12 protein-coding genes are annotated in these 16,743 nt (G+C 44.0%); 3 read left to right on the top strand and 9 right to left on the bottom strand.

The genetic code is table 11. The annotated features are described in order from the left end of the window. Positions 1-60: 60 nt before the first annotated feature. Positions 61-6,105, top strand: coding sequence for a DNA/RNA non-specific endonuclease (locus tag QUA97_RS26650; RefSeq protein WP_333197232.1), 6,045 nt, complete (start codon positions 61-63; stop codon positions 6,103-6,105). A 139-nt stretch (positions 6,106-6,244) separates the two neighbouring features. On the opposite strand, the gene QUA97_RS26645 is transcribed toward QUA97_RS26650, so the two are convergent. Then, positions 6,245-6,853: a pentapeptide repeat-containing protein gene (locus QUA97_RS26645; RefSeq protein ID WP_333197230.1), complete on the bottom strand. Its 609-nt coding sequence runs from the start codon at positions 6,851-6,853 to the stop codon at positions 6,245-6,247. A 53-nt stretch (positions 6,854-6,906) separates the two neighbouring features. On the opposite strand from QUA97_RS26645, the gene QUA97_RS26640 reads away from it, so the two are divergent. Then, on the top strand, positions 6,907-8,622 hold the full coding sequence (locus QUA97_RS26640; RefSeq protein ID WP_333197228.1) for a DNA/RNA non-specific endonuclease: 1,716 nt from the start codon (positions 6,907-6,909) through the stop codon (positions 8,620-8,622). Between the two features lie 85 nt (positions 8,623-8,707). Here the strand turns inward: QUA97_RS26640 and QUA97_RS26635 are convergent, their stop codons facing one another. The 3 genes from QUA97_RS26635 to QUA97_RS26625 form a co-directional block, all read right to left on the bottom strand. Then, positions 8,708-9,169 carry a pentapeptide repeat-containing protein gene (locus QUA97_RS26635; protein WP_333197226.1) on the bottom strand — a complete coding sequence of 154 codons (462 nt, stop codon included), beginning with the start codon at positions 9,167-9,169 and terminating at the stop codon, positions 8,708-8,710. A 257-nt stretch (positions 9,170-9,426) separates the two neighbouring features. Beyond that, positions 9,427-9,912, bottom strand: a complete 486-nt coding sequence (locus QUA97_RS26630; protein ID WP_333197224.1) for a pentapeptide repeat-containing protein — start codon at positions 9,910-9,912, stop codon at positions 9,427-9,429. Positions 9,913-10,480: 568 nt separating this feature from the next. Beyond that, complete coding sequence (locus QUA97_RS26625) at positions 10,481-11,473, bottom strand: transposase (protein WP_333197221.1); 993 nt, start codon at positions 11,471-11,473, stop codon at positions 10,481-10,483. A gap of 120 nt (positions 11,474-11,593) precedes the next feature. Between QUA97_RS26625 and QUA97_RS26620 the strand changes: the two genes are divergently transcribed. After that, a complete protein-coding gene (locus QUA97_RS26620; RefSeq protein ID WP_333197218.1) occupies positions 11,594-13,129 on the top strand; it encodes a DNA/RNA non-specific endonuclease in 1,536 nt (511 codons plus the stop codon). Here the strand turns inward: QUA97_RS26620 and QUA97_RS26615 are convergent. The 5 genes from QUA97_RS26615 to QUA97_RS26595 all read right to left on the bottom strand — a co-directional run bounded on the left by QUA97_RS26615 (position 13,126) and on the right by QUA97_RS26595 (position 16,511). Further along, complete coding sequence (locus QUA97_RS26615) at positions 13,126-13,722, bottom strand: pentapeptide repeat-containing protein (RefSeq protein WP_333197216.1); 597 nt, start codon at positions 13,720-13,722, stop codon at positions 13,126-13,128. The genes QUA97_RS26620 and QUA97_RS26615 overlap by 4 nt on opposite strands. 41 nt (positions 13,723-13,763) lie before the next feature. Further along, positions 13,764-14,018 carry a pentapeptide repeat-containing protein gene (locus tag QUA97_RS26610; RefSeq protein WP_442922596.1) on the bottom strand — a complete coding sequence of 85 codons (255 nt, stop codon included), beginning with the start codon at positions 14,016-14,018 and terminating at the stop codon, positions 13,764-13,766. A gap of 135 nt (positions 14,019-14,153) precedes the next feature. Continuing rightward, positions 14,154-14,651, bottom strand: coding sequence for a pentapeptide repeat-containing protein (locus QUA97_RS26605; RefSeq protein ID WP_333197213.1), 498 nt, complete (start codon positions 14,649-14,651; stop codon positions 14,154-14,156). Positions 14,652-14,738: 87 nt separating this feature from the next. Then, on the bottom strand, positions 14,739-15,419 hold the full coding sequence (locus QUA97_RS26600) for a pentapeptide repeat-containing protein (protein WP_333197211.1): 681 nt from the start codon (positions 15,417-15,419) through the stop codon (positions 14,739-14,741). A gap of 150 nt (positions 15,420-15,569) precedes the next feature. Further along, on the bottom strand, positions 15,570-16,511 hold the full coding sequence (locus QUA97_RS26595; RefSeq protein ID WP_333197209.1) for a pentapeptide repeat-containing protein: 942 nt from the start codon (positions 16,509-16,511) through the stop codon (positions 15,570-15,572). Between the last annotated feature and the right edge of the window lie 232 nt (positions 16,512-16,743).

Genomic DNA, 16,743 nt, shown 5'->3' with positions numbered 1-16,743 from the left:
GCCATTTTTTCAGAAGGGTATGAGAGCTATGTCCTTGATTGAGTCTATGTTTTAACGGGGTTGTCACCCCGTCAGAACTCCAACTTCACCGAAGCCAACCTAACCGCAGCCAGCACAGGTACACGCTACTTTAGCAACAACAGCAACATCCTCAACGTCAGTCCCGACGGCACCATTACAGCAGTCGGCATTGGCGATGGCACCGTCACAGCCATTCACGGAACCGCATCCGCCATCATTCCAGTTCGAGTCGAAGCACCGCAAATCGGCACAACTGCCTTGGGAACCGATGGCGGCATCGTCAACTCAAACGACGGAACCCTAGCAGTAATGATACCTCCGGGTGCTCTAGAACAGAATACAACCGTCAGCATTGCCCCAGTCAACCAACAAAACTTGTCCCTACCACTACCACCGGGATTTGAATTTGCAGGGGCCTTCAACTTAAACTTTGGCGATAACTCCCTGAATATACCCGCCCAGTTAGCAGTACCAGCACCCGCCGGATTAGCACCTGGAACTGTAGCATACTTCCTGCGGAAAGGAGCAATTCCTGACGCAACCGGCACTTGGAATCCGATTTGGCTGCAAGAAGAATCAGGCATAGTCGGGGATGACGGCAACATTCGCACCCAGTCTCCTCCCTATCCAGGTGTGGTCAGACCGGGCGAATACGCAGTAGTCTACTCCAGTCCCACAGGCAGCGCCACCTTAGTCAAAGGTCAGCTTACCCTCAACTACAACTTCCCCCTAGCATTTTTTGGCATCATTGACCCCCAGGGAAATCTCGGTCAGTTAATAGACCCGGACAAATTCGTTACCACTCCAGCCTTTACCGTAACTCGCGACATATCTTCAGTGCAGGTGGTAGCAATCCCCAAGGTGGGACTGCCGGTGGTAACAGAGGTAGGCGTGCAGCGAAACGACGACGGCACTGCCACATTTAAGGCGGCTTTGAATATGCCAGCCCCAACTACCTCTGACCCCACAACACCTCCTGTCCTCCAAAAAGCTGAGCTGAAATTCAAGGATGATTCCGGTCAACCATTTGAGAACAATGAGCCCCTCTTATTTCTGACCGGGGGCAACATTTTAGTCAACAACGCCAGCGACTCTAAAGGCAGTAAGTTTGAAGATTTGACAGTTAAATTCTATGCAGGCAACTCTATGTATGAGGGGACTGTAGTACCGACACGCAGCCGCTCTCTTGGGGGCAATCAGTATGAAGTAGCAGTTAAAGTGCCTGATACAGTAGTGCTGGGCGCTTCAGGCGTCGTGCTGGAGAGGAAGCAGAACCAGACCGTCGAGCAAAAAGGTGTTACACCAGTATACAAAGAAATCCAGTACCACAGCAATCCAATTCGCCTGCCACAGGGGGCAGAGTACGTTTTTGCAGCCTTGGGCGGTTCTGACCGAGTAGCGGTTCTCAACGGTAAAAACCCCGAATCAGTGGTTGATACTACAAACAGCAAAGACTTGCTGTTGGCTCAAATTCCTGTGGGGACTAGCAGTGTCACAGATTGGGCAGAATCAACAGCCGTGACTAGCGACGGAAATCGCGTTTACGCAACCTTGAGGAATTCAGGTCAAGTGGCATTGGTCGATGCAATGGTACTGCGACAGGTAGATACTCAGCCAAATACCCCAGGCGTCAATCCCATTGTCCTGCCGGCGGGCGCTAGAGCCAAGTCAATAGTCATCAGTCCTAGAGACGATTATGCTTACATTGGCGACTTAAATCAAGCGAAAATTTACGTCCTTGACATCAACCCTAACTCGGCAACTTATCACAAAGTAGTTGAGACTATTAACGTCACTTCACCATTAGGATTGAGTCAGTTGGCAATTAGTAGTGATGGGCGGCGGCTGTTCGGCACGGGTTCTGATAATAATGAGCAAGTGCCTAATCGTCGGATTTATGCAATCAATATTGACTCTAAGGACCGACCGAAGGATGAAGATTCTAATCCTCGTAAGTGGCATCAACAAATTGGAGTTATTCCTACTATTTCGGAGACCGAGGGAATAGCAGCTACGAATGAGCCGACGAAAATGGTGTTCACGAACGGATTGAATCTGATTAATACTGACCAGAATGACGGGCCTGGTTTTGGGGTGTTGGAAATTACTTCGGACGACCCTCTTAACTTTACTGCTTCTGTGAGTTATGCCCCTTTAAGTTTGGGTTTTCCTACTGATTATTTTGATGTGAATGAGGGGGTATCTGTCACTGTAACGCGGGATGGGCGGTATGGGTTTGTGGCTGGTCGCAATTCTGGAAGTCTTGGCCCTTCTGCAGATGTGCGTTCTGGGGGAAATATTGGGATTATTAAAGACCCCTTGGGGCCAAATCCTCAATTAATCGGTGCTACCAGACCGATTCCAGAGGCTCTTACTAACGATTTAGTGCTTTCTAATGACAACAAATACCTTTATGGCTCTTATCCTTCTCTGACTGGTAGCGGGAGCGTTTATGCTTTCGATGTTGAGGAAATTATTAAAACTCTGGACAATCCCGGTCAATTCAAAATTGATAGTCTTGACAGGGGTGTTAAGTCTCCTTTCTTCAATGCTACTACGGCGAGGTCTGTGACTGCGGTTGATTTCACAAGGGTTCCTATTGATGATATAAATCCGGCTATTAGTATTGCTGCTGACTATGGGATTCTTCAGGAGAACCGACCTGCTAATCAGTTTACTTATGGGGTGCCGTTGGGTACAACACGCGCACCAGTCGGTACTGGGGGAAATTTACGGGATTTGAGCATTGCACCGACTGACTGGCTGGATTTGAAGGGGCCTGGTGCAACTACAAATGACCTGACTCCTACTTTTCAATGGCAGTTTGCTCCGGGTTGGGAGGATGTGAAAGAGGTCAATCTTTTTGTCAGTACCTTCGATAAAGGGGAGGGTTTGTTGCCAGAGGATAGATGGGAGGATCTCGCCAATATCCAAAATCCAAACTTCAATAATCTCAGCCCACAGCAGCAGCAAAACTTGCTAGCAAAATGGAACTCCCAGTTCGGCACTTTAGACTATAACCCCAACCGCATCCTGACAGCGACTTGGAAGCCCGGTCAAGGCTGGGTGGGGCTTGGTGGTCTACCCCTTGACCCTTCAAACACCAATACCCAGTTCACGCTGCCCGATAATCGGACTCTGACGGCTGGTCAGACTTATCATTGGGCTGTTGAAGCTTTGAGCAAGGATGGAAAGCGAAATCTTGATGTTGGGCAGTTCAAAACATCGCCACCGCCTGCTCTCAACGGCAACAGCACTTTCAGCAGCGTCACTGTACTGACCCACGGTTTTAAGCCTCCGGTCATTACCGGACCAGGGATTCCCAGCGAATTCTACAAAATGGCTGACAGCATTGCTACTACTGGGGGTGAAGGATTGCTCATGCGCTACGACTCGCCCACAGGTAACTGGGTTCCGGTCGATAAATACGGGCAAGTCTTGGGTGATTTCTTTAGTAATTTAACTTATTTTCCTAATGGTTTTGACCAAGCCGCTCCCAGTTATCGTACTGCTTTGTCGAGCTATATAGCTCCCTACCTCCAAAGCAACAAACCATTAGTGCTTCTGCCTGACTGGTCTCAAAATAATGAGTCAGCTATTCCCGATTCTGGCTTCACGGAGGCAGCAGCAGATAGTTTCTTTGCCTCGCTGGTGCAGCTAGATCAGTCGCTAGGAGGTGGTGCTAACTTCGACAGCCAAGGGAATTTTGTTCGCTCTCAGGGGGCAATTTTCAATTCGCCACTGCACTTTGTTGGCTTCAGTCGGGGGGCTGTGGTCAATAGCGAAATCATTCAGCGTGTAGGGACTTACTTCCCTCTAGCTGGCGGGAAGGAGAATTCTCTGTTTCGCGACCTCCAGATGACTACATTAGATCCTCATGATTTTGACCAACCAAGTTTTTCGGTACAGTTACCATTTCTAGGAGAAGCGGGATTTGCAGATTTCCGCGAACCGAAGGTTCAGGTTTGGAAGAATGTGACTTTTGCGGACAACTACTACCAAACGGTGCCCAGGCTAGACCAAGGCATTCCACAAATTCCTACGCTGACACCTGCGGGTCGAGACATTCCCAATTTGAGCGGGCCCGATGCTCTGCGAACAGAGATTAGAGCAGGTCTCAAATTTCCCAGAAACAGTGCGGGGGAACTTCTAGGGAAGCCTGACGAAACGGTTTTCTTGGGTACTCGACGCAATGCTGATGGTTTTGAAAATAGTTTACCTGGGTTTACCAAAGACGATCTCGCTGGGGGAACGCACGGGAGAGTCCTGACGTGGTATGCGGGGACTGCTGACCTGGGACTAACTGAGTATCGCCAAAATTCTTCTAGTACGCAACCTGTTGACCCAATCTCGCGGCGTCGGGGTGATGGGCATTACGAGCAACTGTTTGACAGAGACTTTTCTTTCAGTGGAACTGCTCAAGACCCTCGTGTCAACCCCTGGTACACGCCTAAATATAGCGGGCAACCTAACTTTTCTCTGGGTGCTGCTAATGCTCCTAATGAGGGTATTGGTACTGGTTGGTTCTATTCTGTTCTTGGAGGTGGGTTGACTAAAGATCCTAATACGGGTGCGATTACTAATTTACGACCGACTAATAATGTGGAGCGCGTGCCTCTTTCTTTTGACAATACAGCAGAAAGCAGGATGCGGGGAGATTTTGCGATTCCTACTCTTTTTGGTGGCAATTTTGATGCTGTTTTTAATCCGCGTAGTTTGTTCCGAAATGCGATTAGTAATGCGATTCCTGGTTGGTCTTTTCACGGCGGTACGTCAAATATTACGTCGCCGACAAGTAGGTTAGTTGATTGGAGGGATATTCCCGCACTTAACGAACCTCGTACCATCAAGAATGAGAAGGGAGCTAACTTATCACTAAATTACCTGGAACAGTTGGGCATTACTGAACCTAACTATGCCTTGAAATTAACATCGGGAGATAGCATCACACACAATCGCTTTGTCGTGCCTGACTGGGGAACATTACGTTTTAACCTTCATGTTCCTCAACTCACTAACGGAGAACTTAAGGTCTCTATCAAAGGAGATGCACCAGGGTACGACGAATATCAACCTATTGGAGTTATTGTTCTAAGTGCAGCAGAAAATAAAAATTCCAGCTCACAAACTTCTTACCCCTCAGATCGATTCAGGATTGGCTTTGGTACTAAAGGATTTGAAACATTTCATATAGATGAGATACCCCAAGACCTGCGAGGAAAATCAGCTACACTAAAGTTTGAATTAAATGGTGGTGAAGTTTTCTTAGATGATGTCTTGTTTAAAAGCACTCACCTCAAATTCGGTAATCCTGCTTACAATGGAGAAGAAGCTCGCCGTGACCCTGCCCAACAAAACAACTACCTATTAGAGAAGCCACAATATACAGTGTCTTACGATAACAACTCTAAAAATCCCAAATGGGTAACTTGGCAATTAAACCGTTCCTGGCTGGGTGAGTTAACAAGAAGCGGTGTATTCAAGTCCGATGAAACCTTACCTATTTCTTTTAGTCCGCTAGTTACAAGTGAGGATTACAAAGGCTATCCAAACAACCTCTACGACCGCGGTCACATGGCAACTTCCGAACAACGAAACCGAGATAAGAAGGATATGTTGTCTACATTTATTATGACGAATGCACTTCCGCAATACCCTGGAAATAATGTTAGTAGTACCGCGTGGCGAAACCTTGAAGAATATTGCTACCAGTTAGCATTAGAAGGTAAAGAACTTTACATTACTGCTGGTGGATATGGAACATTAGGAACAATTAACGATAAAATGATCAATGTTCCTGATTATACTTGGAAAAATATCTTGGTCTTGGATCACCCGGGTTTAGGCATAAATGATATCACAGCAGCCAACACCAATGTTATCTCTGTAATAACGCCTAATAGACCAGCACCAACCGATTTTTCGACCCCAATACCGCATCCGCTAAATGGTTTGTTGCCATCGTCGGAACATCGTTCTCCTATAACAAGCTTGGCTCAGTGGAGAGATTGGCAAACCTGGACTGTTACGACTGTCGATCTTAAACGTCTTACCGGTCTTGACCTTCTATCCAATCTTGACTAGCTCTTGTGCAGACACTTAGGAGCTAAGTGGAAATAGATTCATTACTTGGTATGGCACAAGAGCATTGTGATTGGCTACCTAAATTTCCGTGACTAGGCTGGCACTAATTTAGTAAATGTTCAATACCTGTTATTTTGTACTAACAACTACTAAAGATTGTTCCATCTGGCATTGTGGCATTGTTGAAATTAATCCGTTCTAGCCGTAGACTTATTATCCCACGTATAACAATCCCTTCTGCACCTATAAGGCAAGCATTACTCAGGTTAACATTTTCCATAGAAACATCTTCTAGTTTGCTCCCACTGAAATCGGCTCTGCGAAAGTCAGTATTTGTGATTAAAACCTGTAGCAGATAGGCCCCCCTCAAATTAGCATCTGCTAAATTACTGTCATCAATATGGCATTCAAATAGATGAACACCTGTCAAATAGGCATTTTCTAAGTTAACACTTTCTAAGGAGAGACCACTCAAGTACGCACCAGACAGACTTGCCTGCCAGAAGTTAGTACCATTTAAGGTGGTATTGCTGAGGTCAACACCATTTAAGTTGGCCTGAAAAAAATTGGTTTTATTCAACATAGCACCACTTAGTTTTGCACCCTTTAAACTTGCATAATTAAGTTCAGCATCATTCAATATGATACCACCAAGGTCTGCACCATTCAATTTTGCATGGCTCAAATTAATACCAGTAAAATCTCTTTCACCCCTAGCATACCTTCTGAGTAATTCTTCGGTATCCATAACTTTTGTCCTTAGTTTATAATCATTGTAAGCTCTTAATAATACCTTATTTTTTGACTGAAAGGAAGGGTATTGGTACTGGTTGGTTCTATTCTGTTCTTGGAGGTGGGTTGACTAAAGATCCTAATACGGGTGCGATTACTAATTTACGACCGACTAATAATGTCGAGCGCGTGCCTCTTTCTTTTGACAATACAGCAGAAAGTCGGATGCGGGGTGATTTTGCTGTTCCTACTCTTTTTGGTGGCAACTTTGATGCTGTCTTTAATCCGCGTAGTTTGTTCCGAAATGCGATTAGTAATGCGATTCCGGGCTGGTCTTTTCACGGCGGTACGTCAAATATTGCGTCGCCGACAAGTAGGTTGGTTGATTGGAGAGATATTCCTAGTCTTGACAATTACAGACCAGAGGTAGGGTACGATCCAGCTCAACCTAACTACGCGCTGAGATTAACATCTGGTGACAGCATTACACACAATCAGTTTGTGGTGCCTGACTGGGGGACTTTGCGATTTAATCTTCATGTACCAGGTCTCGATCAAGCTCCTCCTATTCTACCCGGACAAATTCCTCATCTTAGAGTCTTTATGACAGATAGCGCATCAGGCACGGAGTATGACTTAACCAGTCGCGTTTTGTTTAAGGGAGAATTCTTGAATTCACCGCGACAAGTAGAAAGAGATGCTGGCGTTGAAATAGTTTTTCGCGATGCTCCCACAGTACCTAATTATCGCTCTAATCGAATTGCTTACGGAGTAGAAGGCTTTGAAACGTTCCATCTGGATGTACCGGACGAGCTACGTGGTAAATCAGCAACACTACGGTTTCAGTTAGACAACCAAAGCCAAGAGGTATATCTAGATGATGTCTTTTTCCAGAGTTCTCATCTCCTGTTTGGAAATCCAACAGAAGCTAGAATAGAATTTAGCCCCAATTTTACAGAGGTAGAGAACGATATCCGTAACGAGATTCACCGAGACAACTACTTAATGGAGAAACCGCAGTATGTGGTTTCCTATAATGACATAACCAAAAACCCAAACTGGGTAAGCTGGCAACTAAATCGAACATGGTTGGGATTAGGCTTAGATACGGAGAGAACAAATCTGTTTGAAGAGGACAGGACACTTCCGACGCAGTGGCAGGGAGTTCGGGGCAATGGAGACATTAATTCGGGTAACCCCAGCGACAATCCGGCAGATCGTACTACTGATGGACAACTCTATGACAGGGGGCATATGGCTCCTTCACGAGACAGAGGTAGGAACGCAAAAGATAACGCTGCCACTTTTTTGATGACAAATATGCTTCCACAAAATTCTGCCAACAACCAAGAACCTCAATGGTGGAGAGGTCTCGAAGGATTTTCACGAGATTTGGTTGAAAACGGTCGAGAGCTTTACATAATTGCAGGGGGAAGCGGAACACAAGCAGAGATCAGTAGTCCTAACGGTTTTTCAATTAATGTTCCTGAAAGGCTTTGGAAAGTAATCCTGGTTCTGGATAGACCGGGTCAGAGCATAGCAGATGTTACATCAAATACTATGGCTTTTGCTATAGACATACCTAATATCGATCCTGAACAAGAAAATCCTCAACCAAATTCTTGGCAAGACTATGTAATTTCAGTTCAAGATCTTGAAGACAGACTACAACAGCAAATATCACACAATAGCTATGATTTTCTAACAAATATTCCGACCGAGATTCAAGAAGCTATAAAAAACAGACCTCTTGCAGAAATCAGGCAATGGCTCAATACAGTGTAACTGTTCGCTGCAACAGAGGACTTCTATTGAGAAAGCAGAAAGTGCGAGTAGATGGTTCGGGAACGGAGACTGTTTGGTTCTCACGTCAAACAGTTTCAGTCCGAATACTGCCATCGGGCATAATAGTTTCATAAAAGATAGTACCTTGACATCTGCCCATCTCAAAATTACGAGCACCTGTGAGATTGGCATAGCTGAGGTTAGCATTTTTAAGAGTAACTTCATCCATAATGGCATCTCTCAAGCTGGCGCGGCTGAGGTTGGCATCTCTGAGAGAGGTTTGACAGAAAACAGCATGACTCAAGTCAGCACTCTCAAGATTAGCGCCTCGCATAGCAGCCTCTTCGAGACGCGCGCCTTTCAAGTTAACCCTACTCAAGTCAGCACCCACAAGGTTAGCACCTTCCAAGTTCGCACCACTGAGGTCAGCTTCTCTGAAAATAGCACCCCTGAGATCCATTTCTGACAAATTCGCTCGAGTTAGCTTCAATCTGGTGAAATCTCTGTTGCCGGCATTATAGCGCCTGTTAAATTCTTGAAAATCCATAATAACTTTCCTATTGTCTCCATTTAAAGAAATACGACGCATCCCCTTTCTGATTTTTGGTCTATAGTGCTAATTAGACCGTGATGCCACCACACCCACTCCCCACAACATTCTATGTGTTTTGGCGTGGCAGAATTAAAGGATGATCAAAGGATACCATTCAACAACCCATTAGGTAATCCTCTAGATGCTTTTCCTCTTGTTTGATACCATCTAGTAGATTGGTCTAGTATTTTATTCTTACCCAGATTTACACCTCAACAGTTATCATTCCAAATAATTCCATCAGGCATAATTGTGTCGCAGAGAAAGCATTTGACCAGCTTAGCTCCTTCCATATTGGTATAGGTTAGGTTAGTTTCGCGCAGGCCACATTTCTGCAATTTAACACCTCTTAAGTCAGCTCCCGTTAAATTTGCTCTGTCCAGTTGGGTTTCATACAGCTTAGCTTCTCTTAGGTCGGCATCTGTCAAGTTGGCTCCTCTAATATCTGTCCCTCTCAAGTCAGCTTTTCTGAGGTTAGCTCTAGTAAGATTGGCATCACTTAAGTTGGCATCAACCAAACTAACAGCCATTAGATTAGCTCCACTGAGATTAGTTCCCGCTAAGTATGAATTCATGCGAGAACCGCTGAAGTCAGTATCGCTCAGGTTAAGAGAACCGAACTCTCCACTCCCCAAAATCAAATTTCTAAAGTTTCTCTCCCCAGCAGCGTACTTTCCGATCAATTCTTCTTTCTCCATAACTTTTGTCCTTAGTTTATAATCATTGTAAGCCCTTAATAATACCTTATTTTTTGACTGAACGGAAGGGTATTGGTACTGGTTAGTTCTATTCTGTTCTTGGAGGTGGGTTGACTAAAGATCCTAATACGGGTGCGATCGCTAATTTACGACCGACTAATAATGTCTGTAGTTTAGACTAAAAAATGATTGCAGCCAAAAGTAGTTGCCTTTGAATATCCGGCAAGCTGTTACTCAAAAACTCAAGAGGAAGAAGATTAAATAACTAATCTTGAAGACTTTTTGCGTCGAGAAACCCGTTTTTTCACAGTGGGATAGGACGGTGCCTTGGTTCGTACCCTTCCTTTTTCCCAACCAGGGGATTTTCCCCTCTGTTTAGGCATTTTCGCGGGAGTACCAATGTCAACTAAAACCGACAACATTGATTGGGCAACACGTCCAGGGGTTAAATTGGTGGTAGCAGATTGCCAAGGTAATACATTCTCAACCACTAAATCCCTAGCTAGCCAGAGTTGCCAAGTCATCAACGGCATTAAATCACTCCAACGCTCGGATTGTTCGGGAGTTCTCAAGTTAGGCAAAGTCCAATGCAATCGTTGCTTGACAAATCTATACCAATGATCGACTCTCTTTGCGTCGTAAATATTTGAACCAAACAGTTTCGCTTGGGTAGAGTTCGTTCTCCAACCCAAGCCAACCATAAGGGTGGAAACGGCTGACCGTTTGACATGGGCTTCATTCTTTCGACCAGGATTAAATTGACTTTTTGTCCAGGGGCACGATAAAAATGTAAGTCAATCCATTGTCTGACTCGGACTTGTCCCAAATCTGGATGTTCGTCAATTTCAATCGCAGTATCAGCTTCGAGCCATGTAGTTGGGTCGTTAAGTCTCATTGTTTGCCCATGTTTCCGTGGTCTACCGCGACCACTATAGGCTGGTGGTGCCGACCACAAACAGGCATTCTTTCGGACTCTCATTAAACAATCAGCTTGAATATCTGCTTGCGCCAGTACCCAATTGGCATTGCCATATTCTCGATCTAAAACTGCTAAAACTGGGTTGACGCTCTGTTGACAGACAAGTTTAAGTTGGGAAGCTGCTTGAAGTATGGGTGAAGACCCACTACTAATTCGTTCATGGAGTAGGGGTAATGCCCAGCTTCCTTGTGCTTCTGGTATCCACGCAATGGTACTGTACCCTTGTCCAATAATTACGCCCCCCTGATATTCATGGGTTCTATCTTTTAATGTTTTAGCATCTGGTCTCCCCCATGCAGTGTGGTCAATTGCCACTAACAGATGTTCTGCTACGGGTACTTGCTGTTCTAATTGCTGGAGATACAGCAGCATCAGTTTTTTCCGGTCTGGCCTACAGTCTTGCAATGCCTCGTAAACGCTTGACCATTGACGATTGAATAATGGATTGAGCGAAAATTCGGCCAAACATGACGAATTCCTGGTGGTCATCACTGCATCCATGAGCTCGAATGTTGCATCCTTGCCTCGTACCAATAACTCGTATGCTTCTTGACGAAAGTCCTTTAATCGTTCACTGTTCATTTAAGGAGTGAATAGGTTTTTATTTTTCACCCTCATTCTCTCCTGGCGCGGTGGCTCTAGTTTTTCTTGGGCCACCGTTCTCATCTTTAGTTAGTCTAAACTACAGATAATGTGGAGCGCGTGCCTCTTTCTTTTGACAATACAGCGGAAAGGCGGATGCGGGGTGATTTCGCGGTTCCTACTCTTTTTGGTGGCAACTTTGATGCTGTCTTTAATCCGCGTAGTTTGTTCCGAAATGCTATTTCTGATGCGATTCCGGGCTGGTCTTTTCACGGCGGTACGTCAAATATTGCGTCGCCGACAAGTAGGTTAGTTGATTGGAGGGATATTCCTAGTCTTGACAATTACAGGACAGAGGTAGGGTACGATCCAGCTCAACCTAACTACGCGCTGAGATTAACATCTGGTGACAGCATTACACACAATCAGTTTGTTGTGCCTGACTGGGGGACTTTGCGATTTAATCTTCATGTTCCTAATCCTAATGGTGGCACGTTAAAGGTTTCTATCCAAGGCGATGAACCTGGTTATGAAAATTATCAACCCATAGGTAATATTGACTTAAGAGTAGCCGATGGTCGAGTTAATCCAGGTGATTTAGCAGAAATCTCTTACCCTATGGGCTATGCTGATACTGACACTAACCGCATTGGTTATGGTAATTTAGGGTTTGAAAATTTCCATGTTGATGTACCTGAAATATTGCGGGGCAAGTCAGCTAAGCTTAAGTTTGAGTTGGAAGGGAATGATACAGTTTATCTTGATGATGTTTTCTTTAAGAGCACTCATCTCATGTTTGGTAATCCTACTTTAAATGGACAAGTAGCTAGACCAGATGCTGCGAACAATGCCAACAACTATTTGATTGAAAAGCCACAGTACGCTATATCTTATAACAACAATTTCCGCGCCCCTAATTGGGTAAGCTGGCAACTGAATCAGTCATGGATAGGCAATGTGCCTCGACCTGGAACAAATAATGGGTATTTACCTCCTTCTCCTGTAAACCGAGCTATTTATCCTTGGAGAGCAGATGATAATGAGCTACCCAATACTTTTGGTATGGCTCAACCTTGGGATTATTTAGGAGTGGAAACCATTAATGCAGGTCTTATCAATGAAATTATTCCTGAGCGAGGTCACTTGACACCTGTTGACGATCGAGATAGACATTTGAAAGATATATTTGCTACTTTCTTTACAACCAATGTACTTACACAAGATCGGGGTCTCAACCGAGGAATATGGTCAGTTTTGGAAAGTTTTGCTTCTAACGAACTTGTACTTGGGCAAGGAAGGGAACTTTACATTATATCTGGTGGCTATGGATTTAATACGCCTCTCAGAGCAAGAAATGGTCAGGAAGATAGGTTAATCCGTGTTCCTGACCATACTTGGAAAATTATTGTAGTTTTGGAACCTGGTCAAACTATATCCGATATAACCCCAGAAACGGGAATTATTACCGTTGATATACCGAATAACGAAGGTGTTGTAGGTACTGCGTGGACTGATTACCTAATTTCGATCAATGAACTCGAAAGACGAATTCGAGATGCCGCTAATTTAGATGGAAATACTTATAATTACAACTTTTTGTCTCATGTGCCGGAACTAATCCGCAACCAGCTAAAGCAGACAGTTTTTACACCTTAGTAGCAATCAATCAAAATAGCTCCCTTCCAGCTAATTACTTGAACTTCGCTGAGACAGGATTCCTTAATAATCGTATTATTAAAGATCGCCCATCTTAGGTCTGCACCTGTTAGATTACAATAATCTATTGTAGCATCAGTAAGATCGGCATGGTTAAAGTTGGTATCGATCAGGTCACAGTCAACCATTTGTGTATTCCTAAGAGTCGTACCACTTAAATTTGCACAATAAAAGTTGGTACTCGGCAAAATAGCACCACTCAGATTAGCCTGGCTCAGGTTAGCATTGGGAAAAGAAGCTTCAAGCGTATCGACTTTACTCAAATTGGCACCACGTAGGTCAGCACCCTCTAGGTGGGCTTCAACGAGATTAGCACCACTGAAGTCAGTATTTGCGAGTATGGATTTTTCCAAATAGGCTTGATAGAGAACAATACCACTCAAATTAGCCCCACTGAGATTACCTTTAATCAGCCTAACTCCTTTAAATTCTCTGATTCCAGAGGCGTAAAGTTTAAGTAATTCTTCTGAAGATATCTCCAAGCGTTTTAGCCATTGTTGATAATTCAGTTTAAGCGATTCTTGATTGTTCATAAGTTGTGTCTTCAATTATGTTAGTCATAATACTGGATTATTTACTCAATCCAAGCGGGTCCCTCTACAAATTCCCCCCCTGGTTCAATGGTTTTGCAGACAAAAGATCCTATCCCACTGCCCAAACCTTTAGCGCCTGTTAGGTTGGTTGCCACCAAAATAACATTATCAGTGTTGGTTCTCTCGCAGTCAGCCTCAGTCAAATCAGCACCACTCAAAATAGCATCTCTTAAGTCGGCATCGTTCAGATTAGCTTTTGTCAGATTGGCGCGTGAGTATTGATTACTTGGAAGGATTAACAGGATATAACTTCCTGTCTGAGTTACCTGAGAGAATTCAAGAGGAAATAGAGGCTAGAGATAACGGATTATTGCCTAGTTAGTACAACGCTGATTCCTACTAATGAAGCGGGTGTACATCCTGTCTCCGCTTCAGTCCTCAATCTCGTTTGTGAGAGGGGTTCCTCCAGGCATGATAGTGTTTCTCACATAACAACGACGCCACCAATTATGATCGTCAAAAATGGCATCTCTCAGGTTGCAGTCGGAAAAACCTGCTTCATCTAAAATAACTTTTTTGAGGTTAGCACCTTCTAGATCGACGGTGAACATACCAGCTTCTGCCAGCATAGCCCCCTCCAGGTTAACTCGCTTGAGACTAGAATCTTTTGTGGTGGTGTAACAGAGATTAGCCTTACTGAGGTTGGCATTATTCAACTGGACCTGCTCCAAGGTGCTTGAGTTCATATCAGCACCACTTAGGTTAGCACCACTTAGGTTAACATTTTTCAGTCTGGCATCATATAGTTCAGTACCACTGAGATTGATGCCATTCAAGTTACTCCCTTCTAGATGAACACGTCTTAAATTAATTCCAGAGAAATCCCTCTCTCCACTGGCATATCGTTTGAGTAATTCTTCAGCATCCATAATTTTGATTTTGAATCTGTTTATATCTAATATTAGCCGATCGTCACCCGTCTGCTCATATCAAATTAATTCTTGGCTATGGCAAGCTCACTCGTAATGGTCATTCCTAATACTGCCATCTGGCATAGTTGTATTACACAAAATTGCGCCCCTAATTCTGTTAATGTTAGCCATATCTAAATTGATGAAAGATTCACTTAAGTCTACATTGGTTAAATTAGCTCCATCTAGCGAAGGCTCCTCTAAATTTGTATCTCTTAAGCAAGCCCCTGTTAAATTGGCATTGCAAAGAGCGCTTTGTGTCAAATTAGCTTCGCTCAAATTAGCACCGCTCAAGTCAGTTGCTTCCCATATAGCTTCAGCTATACTTGCCCCGCTGAGGTTAGCTCCCCTTAAGTTGGCTCCTGTTGAGTCAGTACAATCCAAATTTGCCCCACTTAAGTCAGCTCCACTCAGATCGATTCGGCATAATTCGGCAGAAGATAAACTAGCATTGCTAAGATTGACCCCCGATAGGTCAGCTTCAGCTAGCTTAGCCCAATCAAGTTGAGCATCGCTTAAGTTAGCACCGCTGAGATTAACAAGACTCAGATTTGCTTTAGTCAAGTTAGCACCGCTGAGATTGATACCGCTCAAGTCATTTTGACCTGGTTCTAGGTCTTCGACGTATGTCACGTCAGCAACGTTTAAATTAGCACGACTTAAATCAACTCCAGGGAAATCCCTCTCTCCCGCAGCGTAACGCCTATATAGTTCTTCAACGTCCATAGCTTTCTTATGCAAGTTGTTTATGCTTTCATATTAGCACGCACTTTCACTCTTACCTTTTATGAATAAAATTCTGATTATTTCTGGTCTCCTATCGCTACTCAAAACTGTTAAATTAATATTGGTATAATATTAAATTTATAAGTTTATTTACTCAATCCAATCGGGTCCCTCTACGAATTCTCCCCCTGGTTCAATGGTTTTGCAGATAAAAGCTCCTATCCCACTGCCAAAACCTTTGGCACCTGTCAGGTTGGTTGCCACCAAAATAACATTTTCAGTTTTGGTTCTCTCGCAGTCAGCCTCGGTCAAATCAGCACCACTCAAAATAGCATCTCTTAAGTCGGCATCGTTCAAATTAGCTTTTCTCAGATTCGTACCGCTGAGGTCGGCATTGCTTAGATTAGCCCCGCTCAGATTCGCGCCACTTAGGTTAGTACCAAGCATTCTAGCTCCCTGCAAGTGAGCATTACTCAAATTGGCATTGCTCAAATTGAGAGCTATAAGGTTGGCTTTGCTCAAATTGATCCCACTTAGGTCAACCCCGCTCAGCCCAGTGTTCTGAAGCCCAATCCCCACAAAATTTCTCTCCCCAGCAGCGTACTGTTTGAGCAATTTACGAACTTCTATATATCGTTGAGCTGGAGGATCAAAACTAACTTCATCAAGAGTAGTATTGCGGAATATAGCTTGCTCCAAGTTAGCAGATGCCAGACTCACAATATACAAAGAAGTATTACTCACGTTGGCACCAGTTAGATTAGCACCCATGAGGTAAACTTCATTTAGTTCAGCATTGCTCAAGTTAATATCAGTTAAATCAGCGTTCTCTAAAATAATATCTCTCATCACAACACCTTCTAAGTTGGCTCCTCTCAAATTCACCCCCCGCAGATTGCTTTCTTCCCAGCTTGAATTCGAGAAATTGGCATAACTCAGATTGGCATTAAGCAAGTTGATATTTCTCAAGTTAGACTCTGTAAAATTAGCGTAACTTAAGTTAATGCCAGTTAAATCAACATTGGTCAGCTCGAGCCCATAAAAATCTCTTTCCCGATTAGCATATCGTCTCAGTAATTCTTCTCTGTCCATAACTCTCCTCCTAAATCTCTACTACGATCCAGCTAAACCTAACTATGCTTTGAGATTAACATTTGATAACAGCATTACACACAATCAGTTTGTTGTGCCTAAATCCAGTATTTTGAAGTTCAACATTCATGTTTCAAAATTATACTACAATTTTCGTAATTGCTCAACCCCCTTGACAAGAAGACGAGATAGACATTAGATAAAGGAATGGAAAAACTCCCCGACAATCAAG

This window comes from Microcoleus sp. CZ3-B2 (assembly GCF_036705055.1).
In the GTDB taxonomy this organism is placed as follows: Bacteria; Cyanobacteriota; Cyanobacteriia; order Cyanobacteriales; family Microcoleaceae; genus Microcoleus.
Note: the sequence above shows the minus strand (reverse complement) of the source record. Positions and strands in the feature narration are given on the sequence as shown.

Bases quoted from the DNA above. Each gene is read 5' to 3' on its own strand.
- QUA97_RS26605 (WP_333197213.1), bottom strand. From the start codon at position 14,651: ATGGATGCTGAAGAATTACTCAAACGATATGCCAGTGGAGAGAGGGAT.
- QUA97_RS26645 (WP_333197230.1), bottom strand. From the start codon at position 6,853: ATGGATACCGAAGAATTACTCAGAAGGTATGCTAGGGGTGAAAGAGAT.
- QUA97_RS26615 (WP_333197216.1), bottom strand. From the start codon at position 13,722: ATGAACAATCAAGAATCGCTTAAACTGAATTATCAACAATGGCTAAAA.
- QUA97_RS26630 (WP_333197224.1), bottom strand. From the start codon at position 9,912: ATGGAGAAAGAAGAATTGATCGGAAAGTACGCTGCTGGGGAGAGAAAC.
- QUA97_RS26625 (WP_333197221.1), bottom strand. From the start codon at position 11,473: ATGAACAGTGAACGATTAAAGGACTTTCGTCAAGAAGCATACGAGTTA.
- QUA97_RS26635 (WP_333197226.1), bottom strand. From the start codon at position 9,169: ATGGATTTTCAAGAATTTAACAGGCGCTATAATGCCGGCAACAGAGAT.
- QUA97_RS26600 (WP_333197211.1), bottom strand. From the start codon at position 15,419: ATGGACGTTGAAGAACTATATAGGCGTTACGCTGCGGGAGAGAGGGAT.
- QUA97_RS26595 (WP_333197209.1), bottom strand. From the start codon at position 16,511: ATGGACAGAGAAGAATTACTGAGACGATATGCTAATCGGGAAAGAGAT.